This window comes from Streptomyces sp. NPDC127100 (genome assembly GCF_042724095.1).
In the GTDB taxonomy this organism is placed as follows: domain Bacteria; phylum Actinomycetota; class Actinomycetes; order Streptomycetales; family Streptomycetaceae; genus Streptomyces.
In genome coordinates this window covers 277,675-295,453 of record NZ_JBHXFL010000001.1, presented here as the reverse complement: position 1 = coordinate 295,453, position 17,779 = coordinate 277,675, and the positions used below count along the sequence as shown (strand labels likewise).

Genomic DNA, 17,779 nt, shown 5'->3' with positions numbered 1-17,779 from the left:
TCTGCGGCCTGGTATCTACAGCCGTGTAGAAGTTACCAGGCCGGCCCGCCGCTCACTCCTCGTCTCCCCCGCCCTCCTCGTCCTCGCCCCCGTCCTCGTCGCCCTCCAGGAAGTCCCCGACCTCGTCGACGATCTCGGCCGCCACCAGGCCGCCGGCGACGCCCACCGCGAGCCCGGCCGCGCCCGCCGCGACGGCGGTGCCGACGCCGGGGCCGGAGTGGTGCGCCGGCTCGTGTCCGTGGCCGCCCGCGTGCCCGTACACGGCGTGGGAGCCGTAGGAGGCCCGGTGCTCGACGAGCTCGCGGATCCAGCCGTCGACGAGGGCGCCCCAGTCCTGCGCCGCGGCCCCCTCGTGCGGCACGGTGAAGCGGCTCAGGGCGTCGTGGCCGTCCCCGAGCAGCCCCCCGCGCTTGTCCGCCTCCAGGACCACCTCCAGGCCGCCGGGCGCGGCCAAGAAGGTCAGCTCGATCTCGTTGACCTGGTGCGCGTACCGCGGCGCCGGGGTGAGCTCGATCTCCTGGTAGAAGGGCAGCTGCTGCCCGGTGCCGCCGATGCGGCCGTACTCCAGGTCGGCCGAGCGGAAGCCGAAGCCCAGCTGCCCGAGGGCCTCCAGGACGGCCTCCTGCGCGGGCAGCGGTGCCACGGCCAGCGGGTCCAGGTCGCCCTTGTCCCGGGCGCCGGCGACCGCCAGCTCGGTCCGCACGCCGAGGACGACGCCCAGCGGCTGCCCGTACAGCTCGGTGACCGGGGTCTCCCAGGGCAGCGTCACCGAGAAGGGCAGGCCGTGCCGTTCCCCGGCGTCGAGCCGGAAGCCGCCGCCGACGGTGAACCGGCCGAAGGCGACGACGCCCTCGCTCTCCCCGTCCGCGTGCTCGGCCTCGACCCGGGCCACCAGCTCCAGCGCGATGTGCTCGACGTCGAATCCGGTGGTGCCGCCGACGAGGTCGACCCGGCCCGACAGCACGCCGCCCGGCCGGGCCGCGCCCGGGTCGAGGACCGTGTCCACCGTGGGCCCGCCCACGCCGAGGGAACCGAGCAGCCGCTTGAACACCATCGAGGCGTTCACTCCTTCACGTTCGTGCGGGGAAACATGTCGTGCGGGAACAACCGGAACCGTCCCGCCGTTCTCTACAGGCGAGTAGAAGCATAGGGGTCCACGGACTCCCGATCTCTTTGCTCGTCCTTTACCATGAGAGGGAAAACCTCGGGCGCCCGCCGAGCGGCGCCCACCGACCCCGTTAAGGAGTCCCGTTCCGTAATGGAGCCTCCCAGTACCGGCCGTGCCACGGACGGCCCGCCAGTGCCCCTGCATGCGCGTGAGGGAAGCGGGGTGGCACGGTGACCGAGGTCCTGCTGCTCCTGCTGGCCCTCCTCCTCACCCTGGCCTGCGCGGTCTTCGTCGCGGCCGAGTTCTCTCTCACCACCGTCGAGCGCGGTGACCTGGAGCGTGCCGCCGAGTCCGGCGAGCGCGGCGCCGACGGCGCCCTGAAGGCCGTGCGCGGCCTGACCCTCCAGCTCTCCGGCGCCCAGCTCGGCATCACGGTGACCTCGCTGGTCATCGGCATGCTGGCCGAGCCGTCGCTCGCGGCGCTGCTGCGCGGCCCGCTCACGGCGATCGGCCTGGGCGGCGCCGCCCCCACGGTGGCGACCATCCTCGGCGTGGCCCTCTCCACCGTCGTCCTGATGGTCGTCGGCGAGCTGGTCCCCAAGAACTGGGCGATCTCCAGCCCGCTGGCGGTCGCCAAGGTCGTCGCCGGTCCGCAGCGCGGCTTCACCGCCGCCTTCGGCCCCTTCATCCGGCACCTGAACAACACGGCGAACCACTTCGTCCGCCGCTTCGGCCTGGAACCGGCCGAGGAGCTCGCCTCCGCCCGCAGCCCCGAGGAACTGGTCGCCCTCGCCCAGCACTCGGCCGCCGAGGGCGCCCTGGAGGCGGACTCCGCCGAGCTGTTCGTGCGCACCCTGCACCTGAGCGAGCTGACCGCGGAGAACGTCATGACCCCGCGCGTGGACGTCAAGGCCCTGGAGGCCCACGCCACCGCGGCCGACGCGGCCAACCTCAGCCACGCCACCGGCCTGTCCCGCTTCCCGGTCTACCGGGCCAGCCTGGACGAGGTCGTCGGCACCGTCCACATCCGCGACGTGCTGGCCCTGGAGCCGGAGCGGCGCGCGGCCACCCCGGTCACCGAGCTGGCCACCGCGCCGCTCCTGGTGCCGGACAGCCTGCCCGCCGACCGCCTCCTGGAGCGCATGCGCCGGACCCGCACCATGGCCGTCGTCATCGACGAGTACGGCGGCACGGCGGGCGTGGCGACCGTCGAGGACATCGTCGAAGAGGTCGTCGGCGAGGTGCGCGACGAGCACGACCCCGTCGAGGTGCCCGACCTGCTGCCCGTCCCCACCGGGGCGGACGGCCGCACGGCCTGGGAGGCGGACGGATCGCTCCGCCTGGACCGGCTCGCCGGGATCGGCTTCACCGCCCCCGACGGCCCCTACGAGACCCTGGCCGGTCTCGTCGCCACCCATCTGACGCGCATCCCCGCCGAGGGCGACGTCGTCGACCTGGACGGCTGGCGCCTGGAGGTCCTGGACATCGACCACCACCGCGCCGACCGCCTGCGCGTCGCCGCGCCCGCTCCGGCGGAGCCGGCCGGGGAGCCGGCCGGGGAGCCGGCCGGGGAGCCGGCCGAGCCGGTGGCCGCCGGCCGGTCGTCCCAGCGGGAGCCGGAGGTCGCCCGATGACCGCCGTACAGCTCCTCATCGGCGCCCTGACGCTGCTGACCAACGCGTTCTTCGTCGGCGGCGAGTTCGCCCTGATCTCCGTGCGCCGCAGCCAGATCGAGCCGCGCGCCAAGGCGGGCGACAAGCGGGCCCGGATGACCCTGTGGGGCCTGGAACACCTCTCGGCCATGATGGCGACGGCCCAGCTCGGCATCACGGTGTCCTCCCTGGTGCTCGGCGCGGTCGCGGAACCGGCCATCGCCCACCTGATGGAGCCGGTCTTCGAGGCCGTCCACATGCCGGGCGCGCTGGTCCACCCCGTGGCCTTCGCCATTGCCCTGGCCCTGGCGACCTATCTGCACATGCTGATCGGCGAGATGATCCCGAAGAACATCGCGCTGGCCGCCCCGGCCGCCACCGCGCTGATCCTCGGCCCGCCGCTGGTCGCCCTCACCCGGGCCCTGAAGCCGGTCGTCTTCGGCATCAACGCCTTCGCCAACACGCTGCTCAGACTGCTGCGGGTGGAGCCGAAGGACGAGGTCGAGGCCGTCTTCACCGACGACCAGCTGGCCCGCATGGTCGTGGACGCCAGCGAGGCCGGGCTGCTGACCCCGGCCGACGGCGAGCGCCTGCGCGACGCGCTGGAACTGGGCACCCGCCCGGTCGGCGAGATCCTCGTGCCCACCCCCAAGATGCGCACCGCCCCGCACACCGTCACCCCGGCCGAGCTGGAACGCCTCGCCGCCGAGGCGGGCTACTCCCGCTTCCCGGTCACCGGCCCCGGCGGCACCGTGCTCGGCTACCTGCACATCAAGGACACCCTGGGCATCACCGACCGTGACCGCCCCTTCCCCCGAACCGCGCTGCACCGGGTCACGCGGGTCCGCATCGACACCCCCCTCGACGACACCCTCACCGCCCTGCGCGCCGAGGACAGCCACCTGGCCGCGGTCACCGGCGAGACGGGCACCGTCCTGGGCTTCGTGACGATGGAGGACGTCCTGACGGAGCTGGTGGGGCCGGCGCCGGTGGCGTCGTGACCCGGCCCCGCGTCCCGTCCTCCGTGAGGTGACGGGACGCGGCGGCACGGGGCGGGCGGACTTCGGTCCGCCCGCCCCTTCCGCGTCCGGCGTGGTCGGCGTGGTCCGCAAGGGCCGGATGTGTGTTCGCCGCGGCAGGTATCCGACCGGCGCGACTAGAGTTCAGGTGTGGGGGAACCGGATTCCCCGCGGCGGGCCGTGTCCTCTGCGGTCCGCGGGAAGGTATGCATGCCCTCGGAGAGCAGGCTGGACGCCGAAGGTCGGGCGCAGGCCGCCGACCGGCTCGACGACGATCATTACCCGGCGTACACCATGGGCAGGGCGGCCGCGCTGATCGGTGCCACGCCCGGATTTCTCCGCGCGCTCGGCGAGGCGGAACTGATCAGCCCGATGCGGTCGGAAGGCGGCCACCGCCGGTATTCGCGCCGGCAACTGCGCCGTGCCGCCCGGGCCCGCGAGCTGGTCGACCAGGGAACGCCGATCGAGGCCGCCTGCCGCATCGTCCGGCTCGAGGACGAGCTGGAGGAGGCGCTGCGCGCCAACGAGGAACTGCGCCGCACCGCCGGGCGGCCCGGCGGTGGCGGACGCGGCGGCGGGTGAAAATCTGACCCCGGCGAAACAGATATTCGCGGGTGGGCGAGAAGATAACCGCATTCCCATTCTCGCGGTGATATTCGCCGTCATTTGTTGCCCGGGCGGACGGTGCTTTCCGTGCTAGGCTCGACATCAGTTGCAGTTGTGGTTGCCATTTGCGTTACCGGGTTTCCGGGCAGGTGATCATCGCAGCGATGAGAAGACCCGCGCGGTGCGGGTCTCCAGACACTGCCTAGGAGTAAAAATGGCTTCCGGTACCGTGAAGTGGTTCAACGCCGAAAAGGGCTTCGGTTTCATCGCGCAGGACGGCGGCGGCGCCGACGTCTTCGCCCACTACTCGAACATCGCCACCCAGGGCTTCCGTGAGCTCCAGGAGGGCCAGCGGGTGAACTTCGACGTCACGCAGGGCCAGAAGGGCCCGCAGGCGGAGAACATCGTTCCCGCGTAACAACGCGCGAACCGCACAGGAGGGCCCGCACCGTACGGTGCGGGCCCTCCTGCGTGTGCCCGGCGGTCCGCTCACCAGCCGGTCGCGAGCAGGTGGTTGAGGAGCAGCGCCAGCAGGGCCTGCGCCGCCAGCCAGGCACGCGGGCGGCCGAGGAAGGCGCAGGCCGGCAGCAGCCACAGGGCGAAGGGCAGCCAGATGCGTTCCGTCTCCGCCTTGCTCATGCCGGACAGGTCGGCGACCAGCAGGGCGAGGAGCGCAGCGGCCACGAGAACGGCCGCCCGGGTGTCCTCGGGGGCCGCGGTCCCGCCGCCCCGCCGGGCCAGGAGCACGCCCCCGGCCCGCCGCAGCCCCGCCACCGTCGCCAGGCCGGTGACGAGCACCGTGCAGGCGAGGTTGGCCCACACCCAGTAGCCGTAGGGGCGTACGCCGGCCGCACCCTGGTAGTACCGCTCCACCAGCAGGCGGTACGCCTCCCACCAGTCGAACCCGGCCGCGGTGAACGCCACCGGCACGACCGCCGCCCCCGCGACCAGCGGCACGAGCAGCACCGGGCGCTCCCGCACCCCGCGCCGGCCGAGCCACAGCACCGCCGCGCCGATCACCGCGAACAGCGTCAGTCCGTACGACAGATAACAGGCCAGGCCGAACAGCAGCCCCGAGCCCGCCGCCCACCACGGCGAGCGTCCGGTCACCGCGAGGGCCAGCAGAGCCACGGACCACGCCGCGACCGCCGCGAAGTACCCGTCGGCCGACGTGCCCGTCCACACCGCGGCCGGCGCCGTCACCAGGAAGGGCGCCGCCCGCCGGGCGAGCCGCTGGCCGGCCAGCGCCCGCACCGCCACCAGCACCGCCACGCACGCCGTGGCACCCACGGTGATGCACCAGGCCCCGGCCCAGCCCCCGCCCCGCAGCCCGGCCCGGTCCAGCAGCACGAAGGTGAGCGTGGCCGCCGGAGGGTGACCGGCGACGTGGGCGGGCCAGTTGTCGGGGGAGCCGATCAGGATGTGCCGGGTGAAGTCGCGCAGGGTCGCCGGGATGTCGTTCCAGCGGTCGATGGCCTGGAGGTACTCGAAACGGGTGGTGAGCCGGACCACGATGCCCCGGTGCCAGCCGTCGATCAGGGCGAGGGACCAGATCCAGGCCGTCGCCGTGCCCCAGGACGCGGCGAGCACGGCGCGCCACGGCAGCCGGGCGGCGAGGGACGGGCCGTACGCCACGGTCGCCACCGCCAGCAGGACGGCCGCGGGCGTGCCGGGGCCCGGGTGCGGGTCCCAGCGGCCAGTCAGGGGCGGCCAGCCGACCAGCAGGGAGTGGTCGGTGGCCTGGATGTGCCGGCCTACCAGTACGGCCGCCACCACGAGGAGCACGGCGGGCACGACGGCGTACAGGTCGCGGAGGCCGGGGCGGTGGCGGGTCACACGGGCACCGTAGGCCGGAAGATCGTCCCGCGCTGGTGCACGCGGCGGACGTCGGCGTTTCGCCACGGGTCGCGGCCCCTTCCCGGGGCCGGGCCCGTCCTACGGTCGGGACATGCGCGACCTCGCCTCACGGCTTCCGACCTCCCCCGGCTTCTGGCGCAGCCCGGTGCGGGGCCGCCGGTTCACGGCGGTGCTCGGCCTCGTCCTGCTCGCTGGCATCACCGTGCTGTTCGTGACGGGCCTGCTGTCGTACGCCGCCTACAACCCCGGTCTGGACCCGGTCAACGACAAGACCCCGGACAAGGGGATCCTCGGCTTCTACCTCTTCCCGTGGCCGGCCGGGCCGGACTGGCTGTACCGCCTCAGCCAGGGCGTCCACGTCACCCTCGGTCTCACCCTGATCCCGGTGCTGCTGGCCAAGCTGTGGTCGGTCGTGCCGAGGCTGTTCACGCTGCCGCCGGTCCGCTCGCTCGCCCACGGGCTGGAGCGGGTCTCGCTACTGCTGCTGGTCGGCGGCGGGCTCTTCCAGTTCGTGACCGGTGTGCTCAACGCCCAGCTGGACTACGTGTTCCCCGGCTCCTTCTACCCGCTCCACTTCTACGGTGCCTGGGTGTTCTTCGCCGCGTTCGTCGCGCACGTCGTGCTCAAGGCGCCGATGGCGCTGCGCGCGCTCAGGGGGCCGCGCGACGAGCGCGGCGACGACCTGGCCGCACCCCGGCCCGACCCGCCCACCGTCTCGCGGCGCGGGGCGCTGTGGCTGGTCGGCGGCGGATCGCTGCTGATGTTCGCCACCAACGCCGGCCGCAGCTTCGACGCACCGCTGCGGGAGACGGCCGTGCTCTCGCCGCACGGCGGGCCCGAACCCGGCAACGGCCCCAACGGTTTCCAGATCAACAAGACGGCCGCCTACCTGGGCATCGACCCGGCCGGGACGCGCGACGACGTCTGGCGGCTCGTCGTCGTCGGGCGCACGGGGACCGTCCGGCTCGGCCGGGCCGAACTGCTGGACATGGAGCAGCACAGCGCCGCGCTGCCGATCGCCTGCGTGGAGGGCTGGTCCACGTCCGACCAGTGGTGGCGCGGGGTGCGGCTGCGGGACCTCGCCGCGCGCGTGGGCTTCGGGGAGGACCCGCCGGACGTGTTCGTCGAGTCCCTCCAGCGGCACGGTGCCTTCCGCAGCGGGGCACTGCGCGCCAACCAGGTGGCCGAGGGCCGCTCCCTGCTCGCGCTGTCCGTCAACGGGGAGACGCTGAGCCTGGACCACGGGTATCCGGCGCGGATCATCGTGCCCGCCGCGCCCGGCGTGCTGAACACCAAGTGGGTGACGCGGTTGACGTTCGGGGACCTGGGATGAGGGCCGTGACGAAGCGGGTGCGGGACCGCGAGGGCGGGCTGCGGTCCGCGATCGGCGGTCCCTTCTCCCTCCTTCTGCTTCTCTGCTCGTTCGCGCTCGCCGGTTACGCGGGCGTGCGGCTGCTCGCCGGCGACTGGCTCGGCGTGGCGCTGTGGTTCGTGGGGGCGGCGTTGGTGCACGACCTCGTGCTGCTGCCCCTGTACACGGTCGCCGACCGGGTGGTGGTCCGGGGGCTGGGCGCGGCCGGACGTCGTGCGTGGGTCCTGTACGTGCGGGTGCCGGCCGCGTTCTCCGGGCTGCTGCTGCTCGTGTGGTTCCCGCTGATCAGTGGCCGGGTGGACCGGCGCTACCGGTCGGTCGCCGGGCTCTCGGCGGAGGGCTTCCTGTCCCGCTGGCTGCTGATCACGGCCGCGCTGTTCGGTGTCTCGGCTCTGCTCCTGGCGCTGCGGGCGCCGCGCAGTCCGACGAAGCGGCGCGCGCCGGACGTCCACTGAGCGGCGGCCCGCCGGTCCGTTCACCGAGCCGCTCACCGGTCCGCCGGCCGGGCCGTGAACGCCGGGCACGCGGCCAGGCGGGCCGCGAAGCGGCCGTGCGGGGCCAGCGCGGCGACCGCCCGCGCGTCGGCGGCGGTGTCGACGTCGCGCAGGGGCGGCAGGTCGCGCACCCGCAGGCCGGCCGCGACGAGCCGCTCGCGCTGCACCGCCCCCGTCACCGGCGTCGACATGGGCACGCCCCGCAGCAGGGCCGGGTCCGGGCGGGCCAGCCCCAGGGCCCAGAAACCGCCGTCCTCGGCCGGGCCGACGTACGCGTCACAACCGGCGAAGTCCACGGTGAGCAGCTCCGGCGTCACCTGCGGCGTGTCCATCCCGATGAGCAGGGCCGGCCCGGCGCACCCCGCGAAGGCCTCCGCGAGCCGTTCGTCGAGCCCGCCCGCGCACTGCGGTACGACGTCGAAGCCGGCCGGCAGCCAGGGCCCCGGGGAACCGTCGAGCACCAGCACCCGGCGCCGCGCGGGGGTCGCGGCGACGGCGTGCAGGGTGTCGGCGAGGGCCGCTTCGGCGAGCGCCGCCGCCTGGGCCGGGGTGAACGGCGGGGTGAGGCGGGTCTTGACCCGTCCGGGCCGCGGTTCCTTGGCGATGACGAGGAGGGTGGCCGCCATGCTCACCCCGACTTCCCCTCGCGGGCCGGGTCACACGGGACGGGGCGCACCGGTTCCTCGGACAGCACCCGTCGCATGTCCCGCACCGCGTGCCAGGTGCCGCGCCAGGTCCCCGTCACCTTCGAGGCGCCGGTGCGGGGCAGGTAGGGGACGTCGTGCTCGGTGATCCGCCAGCCCGCGTCGGCGGCACGCACCACCATCTGGAGGGGGTAGCCGCTGCGCCGGTCGGTGAGACCGAGGGCGAGCAGCGGCTCGCGCCGGGCGGCGCGCAGCGGGCCGAGGTCGTGCAGGCCCAGGCCGGTGCGGCGGCGCAGCATCCGGGCGAGGGCGAGGTTGCCCGCGCGGGCGTGCGCGGGCCACGCGCCCCGGCCCTGTGGGCGCCTGCGGCCGAGCACCAGGTCGGCCGTGCCGGCGCGGACCTCGTCCACGAAGGGCGTCAGCAGGGCCGGGTCGAGGGAGGCGTCGCAGTCGCAGAAGCAGACGACCTCGGCGGTGGCGGCCTCCAGTCCGGCGTGGCAGGCGGCGCCGAAGCCGCGACGCGGCTCGGACACGACGGTCGCGCCGAGGGCGCGGGCGAGGTCCGCCGAGCCGTCGGTGGAGCCGTTGTCGACGACGAGCGCGCGCCAGCCGTCGGGGATGCGGGCCAGGACCCAGGGGAGGGCACCGGCCTCGTTCAGGCAGGGGAGTACGACGTCGACATCCGCGGGGGGCGAGGTGGTCACGGCCTTCACCCTACGAAGCCGAACGGGACACATCGCGTCATTCCCCGCGCAGGTCCGCCCGCGCGAACTCCCGCATCCCCTCCGTGAACCCGACTCGTGGCCGCCAGCCCAGTTCCGTCCGCAGCCGTGCGGAGTCGGCGGTGATGTGGCGTACGTCGCCGAGGCGGTACTCACCGGTGACGACGGGCTCGGGCCCGCCGTGGGCGACGGACAGGGCGGTCGCCATCTCGCCCACCGTGTGCGGGGTGCCGCTGCCGGTGTTGTAGACCGTGAGCGTCCCGGACGGCGGATCGGCCTCCAGCGCCGAGACGTTCGCCGCCGCCACGTCCCGGACGTGCACGAAGTCGCGGCGCTGGCGGCCGTCCTCGAAGACGCGCGGGGCCTCGCCGCGGGCGAGCGCGGAGCGGAAGAAGGACGCGACACCCGCGTAGGGGGTGTCGCGGGGCATCCGCGGCCCGTACACGTTGTGGTAGCGCAGCGACACCGCCGTCGCGCCGGTCGTCCGGGTCCACGCGACGGCCAGGTGTTCCTGGGCCAGCTTGGTGGTGGCGTACACGTTGCGCGGGTCGGCCGGGGTGTCCTCACCGACCAGTCCGGCGGAGAGGTCCGCGCCGCAGACCGGGCACGCGGGTTCGAACCGGCCCGCGTCCAGGTCGGCGACGGCGCGCGGCCCGGGCCGCACCGCACCGTGCCGGCCGCACGCGTACCGGCCCTCCCCGTACACGACCATCGACCCGGCGAGGACCAGCCGCCGTACGCCCGCCTCCGCCATGGCCGTGAGCAGGACGGCGGTGCCCAGGTCGTTGCGCGAGACGTACTCCGCCGCGTCGGCGAATCCGTCGCCCAGTCCCACCATCGCCGCCTGGTGGCACACGGCGTCCACCCCGGCCAGCGCACGGGCGACGGCCTCCGGGTCGCGCACGTCGGCCCGGGGGTCCTCCCGGACGTCGAAGCCGACGGGTTCGTGCCCGTGTGCCCGCAGGGCCTCCACGACGTGGGACCCGATGAACCCGGCACCGCCGGTGACCAGTACGCGCATACGGCCACGCTAGGTCCGCGAGGGCACCGGGGCCCGGTGGTGCCTGGCCCCGGCACGTCACGGGTCCGCGAGGTGGGTGCGGGAACGACGGACCGGTGACTTTGCCATCTCTTTACAACCTGCTCCGCCGCCGCGTCGTCTCTCCGCTCGATCCGCGACCACGCGACCACGCGTTCCCGCCCACCGACCACGGGCGGGCGGACCGACCGCAGAGAGAGAGCGACCCGATGCGCCGCACCATCCTCAGTGCCCTGGCACTCGCGTGCACCGCCGTCCTGGCGAGCACCGCCCCCGCGTTCGCCGACGGCCCGACCGCGACCCCCAGCAACCCCCCGGCGGCCGCCACCCCGAGCCCGGTTCCCGAGGCGAGCCAGGTGCCGACGCCCGTGCCGTCCGTCAGTTCCCCGGCGGAGGGTTCCGAGCCGAACCAGGGGTCGACGCCGGTGCCGACGCCGTCCGTCAGTTCCCCCGCCCCGGCCGCCGAGCCGAGCAGCCCGGCGTCCGGCGGTCAGGTCTCCGCCGTGCCCGCGGGCGCGCCCGACACCGGGGTGACGGCCTCCGAGTCCGCCGGGGGCGGCGGTGCCCTCGTCGGCGCGGGCGCCGGCACGCTCCTCGCCGCGGGCGGCGCGGTCGCCTTCGTCGTGCGCCGCCGCCGGGCGACCGGGGCATGACCCCGTTCTCCAGGCGCGCCCTGGCCGGCCTCGCCCTGGCCTCGCTGCTGGTGGGCTGCGGCGGCGGGCCCGGGTCCGAGGGAGCCGGGACGACCGCGCCGGCCGCGCGTACGGCGCCGCCCGCGCGGTCCGACGCCGGGCCGGCGCGGCCCCTGGAGCGGTCGGCCCCGGTCGGCCTGCGCATCCCGGCCATCGGGGTCGACACCCCGGTGATGGCCCTGGGCCTGCGACCGGACGGCACCGTGCAGGTGCCGCCCGTCACGGACCACGACCGCGCGGGCTGGTACCGGCACTCGCCCACGCCGGGACAGGTGGGGCCGTCGGTCGTCCTCGGCCACGTCACGGTCGGCACCCACGGGGACGGCGTCTTCCGCCACCTGGAGCGGCTGCGCCGGGGCGACCGGATCGAGGCGCGCCTGGAGAACGGCACGGTCGCGGTGTTCACCGTCACGTCCCTGCGGACGGTGGCGAAGGCGGAGTTCCCCACGCAGGACGTGTACGGGGACGTGGACCGGCCGGAGCTGCGGCTCATCACGTGCGGCGGCCCGCACGACGGCGAGGGCTACCGGGACAACGTCATCGCCTTCGCCGAGCTGACCGCCACCGCGCCGACGGCCTCCGCGCCGTCGTGACCACGGGAACGCGGACGTCCGCTCCGGCGTCTTCCCCCTGCCCCCCACACGACCATGGAGAGCGTTGAAACGGTCCCGTGAGAGGGCGGCGTCCGAGCTGTTCGCCGCCCTCTACCCCCGCCTGGCCGGCTGGTGCCGCCGTCTCGTCGACGACGACGGGACGGCCCACGAGATCGCCTCCGAGGCCTTCACCCGGCTGTGGGCCCGCTGGACGTCCGTGGACGAGCCCCGCGGTTTCCTCTACGTCACCGCCGCCAACCTCGTCCGGGACCACTGGCGCAGGCTGGAGCGCGAACGCCGGGCCGTGCGCCGGGTCACCGCGGAGGTCGCCGTCCGCCCGCACGACCAGCAGGCCGACCCGTCGGTACGCCTGCTCGTGCAGTCCCTGCCGGAGCGACTGCGCGTGCCGATCCTTCTCCACTACTACGCTGACATGCCGATCCGGGAGGTGTCCGTGCTGACCGGGCGCAAGGAAGGAACCGTCAAGGCCGACCTCCACGCGGCCCGCGAACTGCTCCGCGTCCATCTGAGGAGAAGCCTTGACCACACGCTTTGAGGGCGATCCGGACGGTCCGGAGTCCGTCCACGACGATCCGCACGATCCGCTGCTGGTCGTCCTGCGCCCGGGACCGGACTTCCTGGGCCCGCCGCCGGGCCACTACGAGGCGATCCGCCGGGCGGCGTCCCGGCGCCGCCTGCTGCGCGCCGCCGCCGGGGCCGCCGCGACCTGTGCCGCCGCTGCCGCCCTGTTCACGCTGCCCCTCCAGTGGACGCAACCGACACCGCCGCCCCGCCCGGCCGTTCCGCTGGCCCCGCCGTCCCCGGCCGTGCCCTCGCCGTCGTCGTCCCCGTCCCCGACGTCCGCGCCCACGCCGTCCCCGTCCGACGTCCCGCCCCAGGGCCCGGGCCGGGCGGCCCCCAGTACGTCCGTGCCCGCCGCGCCGTTCGCCACTCCGAGCACGTCACCGGCCGTGGGCCGGCCGGCACCGGAGACCTCCTCCCCGGCCGGGGCGACGCCGACGGCCCGCCCGAGCACCGCCGCCACGCCCTCGGAGTGAGCCGTCGCGGGCGTGCCGCTGGGACAATCGGACGATGATCTATCACGTCGTACCGCTCGCCGACTGGGACGCCGATCCCGGCCGGCCGTACGCGCCCGCGTCCCTCGCCGCGGAGGGGTTCGTCCACTGCTCCCCGGACGAGGCGACGACCCTCGCCGTCGTCGACGCCTTCTACCGCACGGCTCCCCGGCCGCTGCTCGCCCTGGTCGTGGACGAGGAGCGGCTCACCGTGCCGTGCGTGTGGGAGGCGGCGGCTCCCGCCCCGCCGCCCGGGGTGGCCGAGGGCACCCTGTTCCCGCACGTGTTCGGCCCGGTCGACCGGGACGCCGTCGTGCGGATCCTGGAGGTCCGGTGGGACGACGAGGGCCGGGCGGCCGGTCTGGCCGCCGCCGGCTGACGCCGGGGCCCTCGTCCGTTCCGCGTGCCGGTGCCGCTCAGCCGTCCTGTTCGGAGGCGCCGCCGAGCAGTGCCGACGCGGTCTCCACCGCGGTGGCGGCGGGCGCGGGCGCGGGCACGGCCGCGGGGTCGGGGTGGCAGGTGAAGCCGAGCCGGGCCATGGCCCGGGTGACCTCGCCGCCGGTGAAGTCGCGGCGGTCCTGGCGGGTGACGACCGCGCCCACCTGCTTGACGGGGTAGCGGCGGCGGCCGATGGTCACGGACTCACCCGTGATGGGCTCGGGGGTGATGCCCTTCATCGAGCTGATCACCCCGTCCTTGGTCAGGTCGAACGGGTACCGGGCGATGACGCAGCGCATGAGGCCTCACAGGGGAGCGGAGAGGGATCGGGAGGGGGTGTGGCGTTCTTGGCGGCCGTGCGGCCGGACCGGGCGGGCCCCCGGGTGGGGGAGAGCCGCGCGGCGGGACCCGGTGCCGGGCCCCGGTCGCGCCGCCGGACTCAGGCCGCCGAGTCGCCGGTCGACTGCCGCCGCGGCCGGCGCCGGGGAGCGTCGCCGGCGGGCCGCCCCTGGCCGGAGCCGCCCTGCACGGACCGGCCCTGCCCCGCGCGGCCCTGGCCGGTGCCGCCGCCCTGCGCGCCGCGGCCCGCGCCGCCGCCGCGGCCACGGCGGCCACGGGACGAGGAGCCCCCGGACGCGGCGCGCCGGGGACGCTCCACGACCGGCGCGGCGATGACCACGGGAACGCCGGACGGTGCCTGCGCGCCGGTGATGCGGGTCAGTTCCTCCTCGCCCGACCGGACGGGGGTGATCTGCGGGGTGATGCCGGCCGACACCATCAGCCGGCTGAAGTCGCGCCGCTGGTTGGGGGTGACCAGGGTGACGACGCTGCCGGACTCGCCCGCGCGGGCGGTACGGCCGCCCCGGTGCAGGTAGTCCTTGTGGTCGCTGGGCGGGTCGACGTTGACGACCAGGTCCAGGTTGTCGACGTGGATGCCGCGGGCCGCCACGTTGGTCGCCACCAGCGCGGTGACCTGTCCGTCCTTGAACTGGGCGAGGGTGCGCGTGCGCTGCGGCTGGGACTTGCCGCCGTGCAGGCCCGCCGCGCGGACGCCGCTGCTCAGCAGGTGCTTCACCAGCCGGTCCACGGCGTGCTTGGTGTCGAGGAACATGATGACCCGGCCGTCGCGCGCCGCGATCTCGGTGGTCGTGCGGTGCTTGTCCGCCTCGTGCACGTGCAGCACGTGGTGCTCCATCGTGGTGACCGCGCCGGCCGACGGGTCGACGGAGTGGACCACGGGGTCCGTCAGGTAGCGCTTCACCAGCCGGTCGACGTTGCGGTCGAGGGTGGCGGAGAAGAGCAGCCGCTGCCCGTCCGGGCGCACCTGGTCGAGCAGGGCGGTGACCTGGGGCATGAAGCCCATGTCGGTCATCTGGTCGGCCTCGTCCAGGACGGTGATCTCGACGTCGTCCAGCCGGCAGTCGCCCCGGTCGATGAGGTCCTTGAGGCGTCCGGGCGTCGCGACGAGGACCTCGGCCCCCGCCCGCAGGGCGCCGGCCTGCTTGCCGATCGACATGCCGCCGACGACGGTCGCCGACCGCAGTCCCACGGCGCGGGCGTACGGGGTGAGCGCGTCGGTGACCTGCTGGGCGAGTTCACGGGTGGGGACGAGCACGAGGGCGAGCGGCTGCCGCGGCTCGGCACGGCGTCCCGCCGTACGGGCCAGCAGGGCGAGGCCGAAGGCGAGGGTCTTGCCCGACCCGGTACGGCCGCGGCCGAGCACGTCACGGCCGGCCAGCGAGTTGGGCAGGGTCGCCGCCTGGATCGGGAACGGCTCGGTCACGCCCTCGCGGCCGAGCGCGGCCAGCAGGGCCGGCGGCATGGCGAGGTCGGCGAAGGCCTCCACGGCCGGCAGCGCCGGGGTGATCGTCTTCGGCAGCGCGAACTCGCCCTGGGGAGCGGCCGGCCGGCGCCCGGAGGAACCCTGGGAGCGGCGCGGGCCGCCGGACCGCCCGGCCCCTTCGGAGTACCGGCCGCCGCCCTTGCCGGAGGCCGGGGCCCCGTTGCGCGTACGGGTGGATCGGGTGTTCGTGCGTGTGCGGTTCATGCGGAACCTTCCTTGATACGGCACGTATCGAGGGAGTCCCGCAGCGTTGGAGCAGCGCAGGGAATCGCAAGAACGAGCCGGCCCCGGTCGGATTCGGCGCGAGTGGGCCGTGGGACCGGGAGAATCGGGTGAATCGAAAAGAATGGAATGGTCAGGGACGGAGTAAATCGCGGGAATTCGGATTCACGCCCTGAAACGCCGCGAGCTGGGGCCCGCACCCTTCAGGTGCGGGCCCCAGCTGCGAAGTGTGTGTGAGCGTCAGGCGGGAACGATGTTCTCGGCCGTCGGGCCCTTCTGGCCCTGCGCCACGTCGAACGACACCTTCTGGCCTTCCAGCAGCTCGCGGAAGCCCTGGGCGTTGATGTTCGAGTAGTGGGCGAAGACGTCGGGGCCGCCGCCGTCCTGCTCGATGAAGCCGAAGCCCTTTTCGGCGTTGAACCACTTCACGGTACCGGTAGCCATTTGAATCTCCTTCGGAAACGGTGCTCGGAGCCCGCCCTGTGCGCGCCCCGGTCGCCGCGATGATCACCCCGTCGGAAAAACCTTCAGGCAACCACTACTGCAACTTCCATCGACAGTAGCACGCCGTGATCGGCCGGGCGCTGGGGATAATCCCGCCCCGGAGGGCCGGGAGGGGAATATTCCCGGCGCGTGACGCCGGTATCTCCCGTCATGGTCACAGATATTGCTCCGCCCCGAACGCAGGGTCCGCCGGCGTCCTCGTCCCTCGCGGCGCCCTGACCTCCGCCGACGGCGTCACGGGGCACCGGTGTCCGTCTCGGCACGGGAGACGCCGCGGGCGTCGTCGCCGTCCCGTGCCGAGACAAGGAGCACACCGGCCGCGAGAGTGAGGCGGAGCCCGTCAGCGGCGGGCCTTGGCCCGGTCGAGGGCGGCGACACCGAGCGCCGCGAGGACGATCTGGATGAGCCACTCGACCCAGTCGACGCCGTTGGTGTCGGCGACGCCGAAGGCCGCGGCGAGGGCCGATCCGATGAGGGCGGCGACGATGCCGACCGCGATGGTCCACAGGATGCCGATGCGCTGACGTCCGGGAACGACGAGCCGGCCCAGGACGCCGATGACGATGCCGATCACGACGGCGCTGATGATGCCTGATATCTCCATGCTTGCCCCTCGGGTGGTTTTATCTCGTCCTTACGGATGCCCGTTCGAAGCGCGTGCAGTCCGGAGGGGAGCGGCGCCCGCCGTCAGACGTTGACGCCGAAGTCGGCGGCGATGCCGGCCAGCCCGGAGGCGTAGCCCTGGCCGACGGCGCGGAACTTCCACTCGGTGCCGTGGCGGTAGAGCTCGCCGAAGACCATCGCGGTCTCGGTGGAGGCGTCCTCGGAGAGGTCGTAGCGGGCGATCTCCTGGTTGCCGGCCTGGTTGACGACCCGGATGAAGGCGTTGCGGACCTGGCCGAAGCTCTGGCCGCGGTTCTCCGCGTCGTGGATGGAGACCGGGAAGACGATCCGCTCGATGCCGGCCGGGACGGCGGCGAGGTCAACCTTGACGCTCTCGTCGTCGCCCTCGCCCTCGCCGGTGAGGTTGTCGCCGGTGTGCTCGACCGATCCGTCCGGGCTGGTGAGATTGTTGTAGAAGACGAAGTGCCCGTCCGTGGGCACCCGGCCCGAGGCGTCCAGGAGCAGCGCGGAGGCGTCGAGGTCGTAGTCGGTGCCGGTCGTGGTGCGCACGTCCCAGCCGAGGCCGACCAGGACGGCGGTCAGGCCCGGCGCCTCCTTGCTGAGCGAGACGTTGCCACCCTTGGCCAGGGAAACTCCCACTGCGTACTCCTTCTCGGCGAGTGCGGTCGTGGTCCACGGCGCGGACACGGTCTCGAATCTACAGCAATGTAGAAGATGTCGGGCGGGCGGTCCGCCCGGCACGGGGCGTCTATACGATGTCCGCCCGGAAACGGGCGGCGGCGGAGAGAAGGGAGTGCGGGCGTGGCGGATGACCGGCGTCCCCGGCGACGGGGGCAGGGCGAGCTGGAGGCGCTGGTGCTCTCGGTGCTGCGCGGGGCGGAGGGTCCGGCGACGGCCGGCTGGGTGCAGGAGCGCCTGGGCGGGGACCTGGCCTACACGACCGTGGTCACGATCCTGACCCGCCTGCTGGACAAGGGCGCGGTGAGCCGGGAGCGCGCGGGCCGGTCCTTCGCCTGGACGCCTGCCGCGGACCAGGCCGGTCTGGCCGCGCGCCGGATGCGCGGGGTGCTGGACGCCGAGAGCGACCGCGGGGCGGTGCTGGCGAGCTTCGTGACGGGCCTCGACCCGGCCGACGAACGGCTGCTGCGCGACCTGCTGGGCGACGCGCGGGCCGCGGAGGAGGACTGACGTCGCCCGTCCGCCCGGGACCGGGCGGACGGGCGGGGCGGGAGCGCCCCCGGCGCGGGCACTCCCAGCGGCCCCCGCACCCCGGA

The 17,779-nt window shown here is 74.5% G+C and carries 22 protein-coding genes; 12 read left to right on the top strand and 10 right to left on the bottom strand.

Annotation, left to right across the window (positions count from 1 at the left end):
• Positions 1-52: 52 nt before the first annotated feature.
• Positions 53-1,054, bottom strand: coding sequence for a sporulation protein (locus ACFWJB_RS01425; protein ID WP_386919546.1), 1,002 nt, complete (start codon positions 1,052-1,054; stop codon positions 53-55).
• Positions 1,055-1,338: 284 nt separating this feature from the next.
• Between ACFWJB_RS01425 and ACFWJB_RS01420 the strand changes: the two genes are divergently transcribed.
• The 4 genes from ACFWJB_RS01420 (at position 1,339) to ACFWJB_RS01405 (ending at position 4,803) form a co-directional block, all read left to right on the top strand.
• Positions 1,339-2,742, top strand: a complete 1,404-nt coding sequence (locus ACFWJB_RS01420) for a hemolysin family protein (protein WP_386919544.1) — start codon at positions 1,339-1,341, stop codon at positions 2,740-2,742.
• Positions 2,739-3,761 (top strand): hemolysin family protein, encoded by a 1,023-nt coding sequence (locus ACFWJB_RS01415; protein ID WP_386919542.1) that lies wholly within the window; start codon positions 2,739-2,741, stop codon positions 3,759-3,761. The genes ACFWJB_RS01420 and ACFWJB_RS01415 overlap by 4 nt, the downstream gene beginning before the upstream one ends.
• Before the next feature lie 228 nt (positions 3,762-3,989).
• Complete coding sequence (locus tag ACFWJB_RS01410; protein ID WP_385470578.1) at positions 3,990-4,361, top strand: MerR family transcriptional regulator; 372 nt, start codon at positions 3,990-3,992, stop codon at positions 4,359-4,361.
• A 238-nt stretch (positions 4,362-4,599) separates the two neighbouring features.
• Entirely contained in the window at positions 4,600-4,803 is a 204-nt protein-coding gene (locus ACFWJB_RS01405) for a cold-shock protein (RefSeq protein ID WP_003975194.1), read from the top strand.
• Positions 4,804-4,874: 71 nt separating this feature from the next.
• On the opposite strand, the gene ACFWJB_RS01400 is transcribed toward ACFWJB_RS01405, so the two are convergent.
• The gene (locus ACFWJB_RS01400; protein WP_386919540.1) at positions 4,875-6,221 is read right to left on the bottom strand and encodes a hypothetical protein; all 1,347 of its coding nucleotides are present in this window, start codon (positions 6,219-6,221) and stop codon (positions 4,875-4,877) included.
• 112 nt (positions 6,222-6,333) lie between these two features.
• Here ACFWJB_RS01400 and ACFWJB_RS01395 point away from each other — a divergent pair, with 112 nt between their 5' ends.
• Both ACFWJB_RS01395 and ACFWJB_RS01390 read left to right on the top strand, forming a co-directional pair.
• On the top strand, positions 6,334-7,575 hold the full coding sequence (locus tag ACFWJB_RS01395) for a molybdopterin-dependent oxidoreductase (RefSeq protein ID WP_386919538.1): 1,242 nt from the start codon (positions 6,334-6,336) through the stop codon (positions 7,573-7,575).
• On the top strand, positions 7,572-8,069 hold the full coding sequence (locus ACFWJB_RS01390) for a hypothetical protein (protein WP_386919536.1): 498 nt from the start codon (positions 7,572-7,574) through the stop codon (positions 8,067-8,069). The genes ACFWJB_RS01395 and ACFWJB_RS01390 overlap by 4 nt, the downstream gene beginning before the upstream one ends.
• A 32-nt stretch (positions 8,070-8,101) precedes the next feature.
• On the opposite strand, the gene ACFWJB_RS01385 is transcribed toward ACFWJB_RS01390, so the two are convergent.
• The 3 genes from ACFWJB_RS01385 to ACFWJB_RS01375 are packed head-to-tail and all read right to left on the bottom strand — an operon-like array spanning position 8,102 to position 10,495.
• A complete protein-coding gene (locus ACFWJB_RS01385; protein WP_386919534.1) occupies positions 8,102-8,734 on the bottom strand; it encodes a DUF2064 domain-containing protein in 633 nt (210 codons plus the stop codon).
• 2 nt (positions 8,735-8,736) lie between these two features.
• Entirely contained in the window at positions 8,737-9,465 is a 729-nt protein-coding gene (locus ACFWJB_RS01380; protein WP_386919532.1) for a glycosyltransferase family 2 protein, read from the bottom strand.
• Between the two features lie 28 nt (positions 9,466-9,493).
• Positions 9,494-10,495 (bottom strand): NAD-dependent epimerase/dehydratase family protein, encoded by a 1,002-nt coding sequence (locus ACFWJB_RS01375; RefSeq protein ID WP_386919530.1) that lies wholly within the window; start codon positions 10,493-10,495, stop codon positions 9,494-9,496.
• Positions 10,496-10,722: 227 nt separating this feature from the next.
• Here ACFWJB_RS01375 and ACFWJB_RS01370 point away from each other — a divergent pair, with 227 nt between their 5' ends.
• The 5 genes from ACFWJB_RS01370 to ACFWJB_RS01350 all read left to right on the top strand — a co-directional run bounded on the left by ACFWJB_RS01370 (position 10,723) and on the right by ACFWJB_RS01350 (position 13,253).
• The gene (locus ACFWJB_RS01370) at positions 10,723-11,166 is read left to right on the top strand and encodes a sortase-dependent protein (protein WP_385459897.1); all 444 of its coding nucleotides are present in this window, start codon (positions 10,723-10,725) and stop codon (positions 11,164-11,166) included.
• Complete coding sequence (locus tag ACFWJB_RS01365; protein WP_386919528.1) at positions 11,163-11,798, top strand: class F sortase; 636 nt, start codon at positions 11,163-11,165, stop codon at positions 11,796-11,798. Before ACFWJB_RS01370 ends, ACFWJB_RS01365 begins: the two co-directional genes overlap by 4 nt.
• Before the next feature lie 64 nt (positions 11,799-11,862).
• Positions 11,863-12,354 carry an RNA polymerase sigma factor gene (locus tag ACFWJB_RS01360; RefSeq protein ID WP_385459901.1) on the top strand — a complete coding sequence of 164 codons (492 nt, stop codon included), beginning with the start codon at positions 11,863-11,865 and terminating at the stop codon, positions 12,352-12,354.
• A complete protein-coding gene (locus ACFWJB_RS01355) occupies positions 12,338-12,856 on the top strand; it encodes a hypothetical protein (RefSeq protein ID WP_386919526.1) in 519 nt (172 codons plus the stop codon). Before ACFWJB_RS01360 ends, ACFWJB_RS01355 begins: the two co-directional genes overlap by 17 nt.
• 34 nt (positions 12,857-12,890) lie before the next feature.
• Positions 12,891-13,253, top strand: a complete 363-nt coding sequence (locus ACFWJB_RS01350) for a DUF952 domain-containing protein (protein WP_385459905.1) — start codon at positions 12,891-12,893, stop codon at positions 13,251-13,253.
• 37 nt (positions 13,254-13,290) lie between these two features.
• Here the strand turns inward: ACFWJB_RS01350 and ACFWJB_RS01345 are convergent, their stop codons facing one another.
• The 5 genes from ACFWJB_RS01345 to ACFWJB_RS01325 all read right to left on the bottom strand — a co-directional run bounded on the left by ACFWJB_RS01345 (position 13,291) and on the right by ACFWJB_RS01325 (position 17,144).
• Positions 13,291-13,611, bottom strand: a complete 321-nt coding sequence (locus ACFWJB_RS01345) for an SCO5918 family protein (protein ID WP_385459907.1) — start codon at positions 13,609-13,611, stop codon at positions 13,291-13,293.
• 140 nt (positions 13,612-13,751) lie between these two features.
• Complete coding sequence (locus ACFWJB_RS01340; RefSeq protein WP_385459909.1) at positions 13,752-15,359, bottom strand: DEAD/DEAH box helicase; 1,608 nt, start codon at positions 15,357-15,359, stop codon at positions 13,752-13,754.
• Positions 15,360-15,617: 258 nt separating this feature from the next.
• Positions 15,618-15,821: a cold-shock protein gene (locus ACFWJB_RS01335; protein ID WP_077796268.1), complete on the bottom strand. Its 204-nt coding sequence runs from the start codon at positions 15,819-15,821 to the stop codon at positions 15,618-15,620.
• A gap of 400 nt (positions 15,822-16,221) precedes the next feature.
• Positions 16,222-16,485, bottom strand: a complete 264-nt coding sequence (locus tag ACFWJB_RS01330; RefSeq protein WP_385459912.1) for a GlsB/YeaQ/YmgE family stress response membrane protein — start codon at positions 16,483-16,485, stop codon at positions 16,222-16,224.
• 83 nt (positions 16,486-16,568) lie between these two features.
• Positions 16,569-17,144 carry a TerD family protein gene (locus tag ACFWJB_RS01325; protein WP_385460005.1) on the bottom strand — a complete coding sequence of 192 codons (576 nt, stop codon included), beginning with the start codon at positions 17,142-17,144 and terminating at the stop codon, positions 16,569-16,571.
• Between the two features lie 162 nt (positions 17,145-17,306).
• Between ACFWJB_RS01325 and ACFWJB_RS01320 the strand changes: the two genes are divergently transcribed.
• Complete coding sequence (locus ACFWJB_RS01320; protein WP_386919522.1) at positions 17,307-17,693, top strand: BlaI/MecI/CopY family transcriptional regulator; 387 nt, start codon at positions 17,307-17,309, stop codon at positions 17,691-17,693.
• The last annotated feature ends 86 nt before the right edge of the window (positions 17,694-17,779 follow it).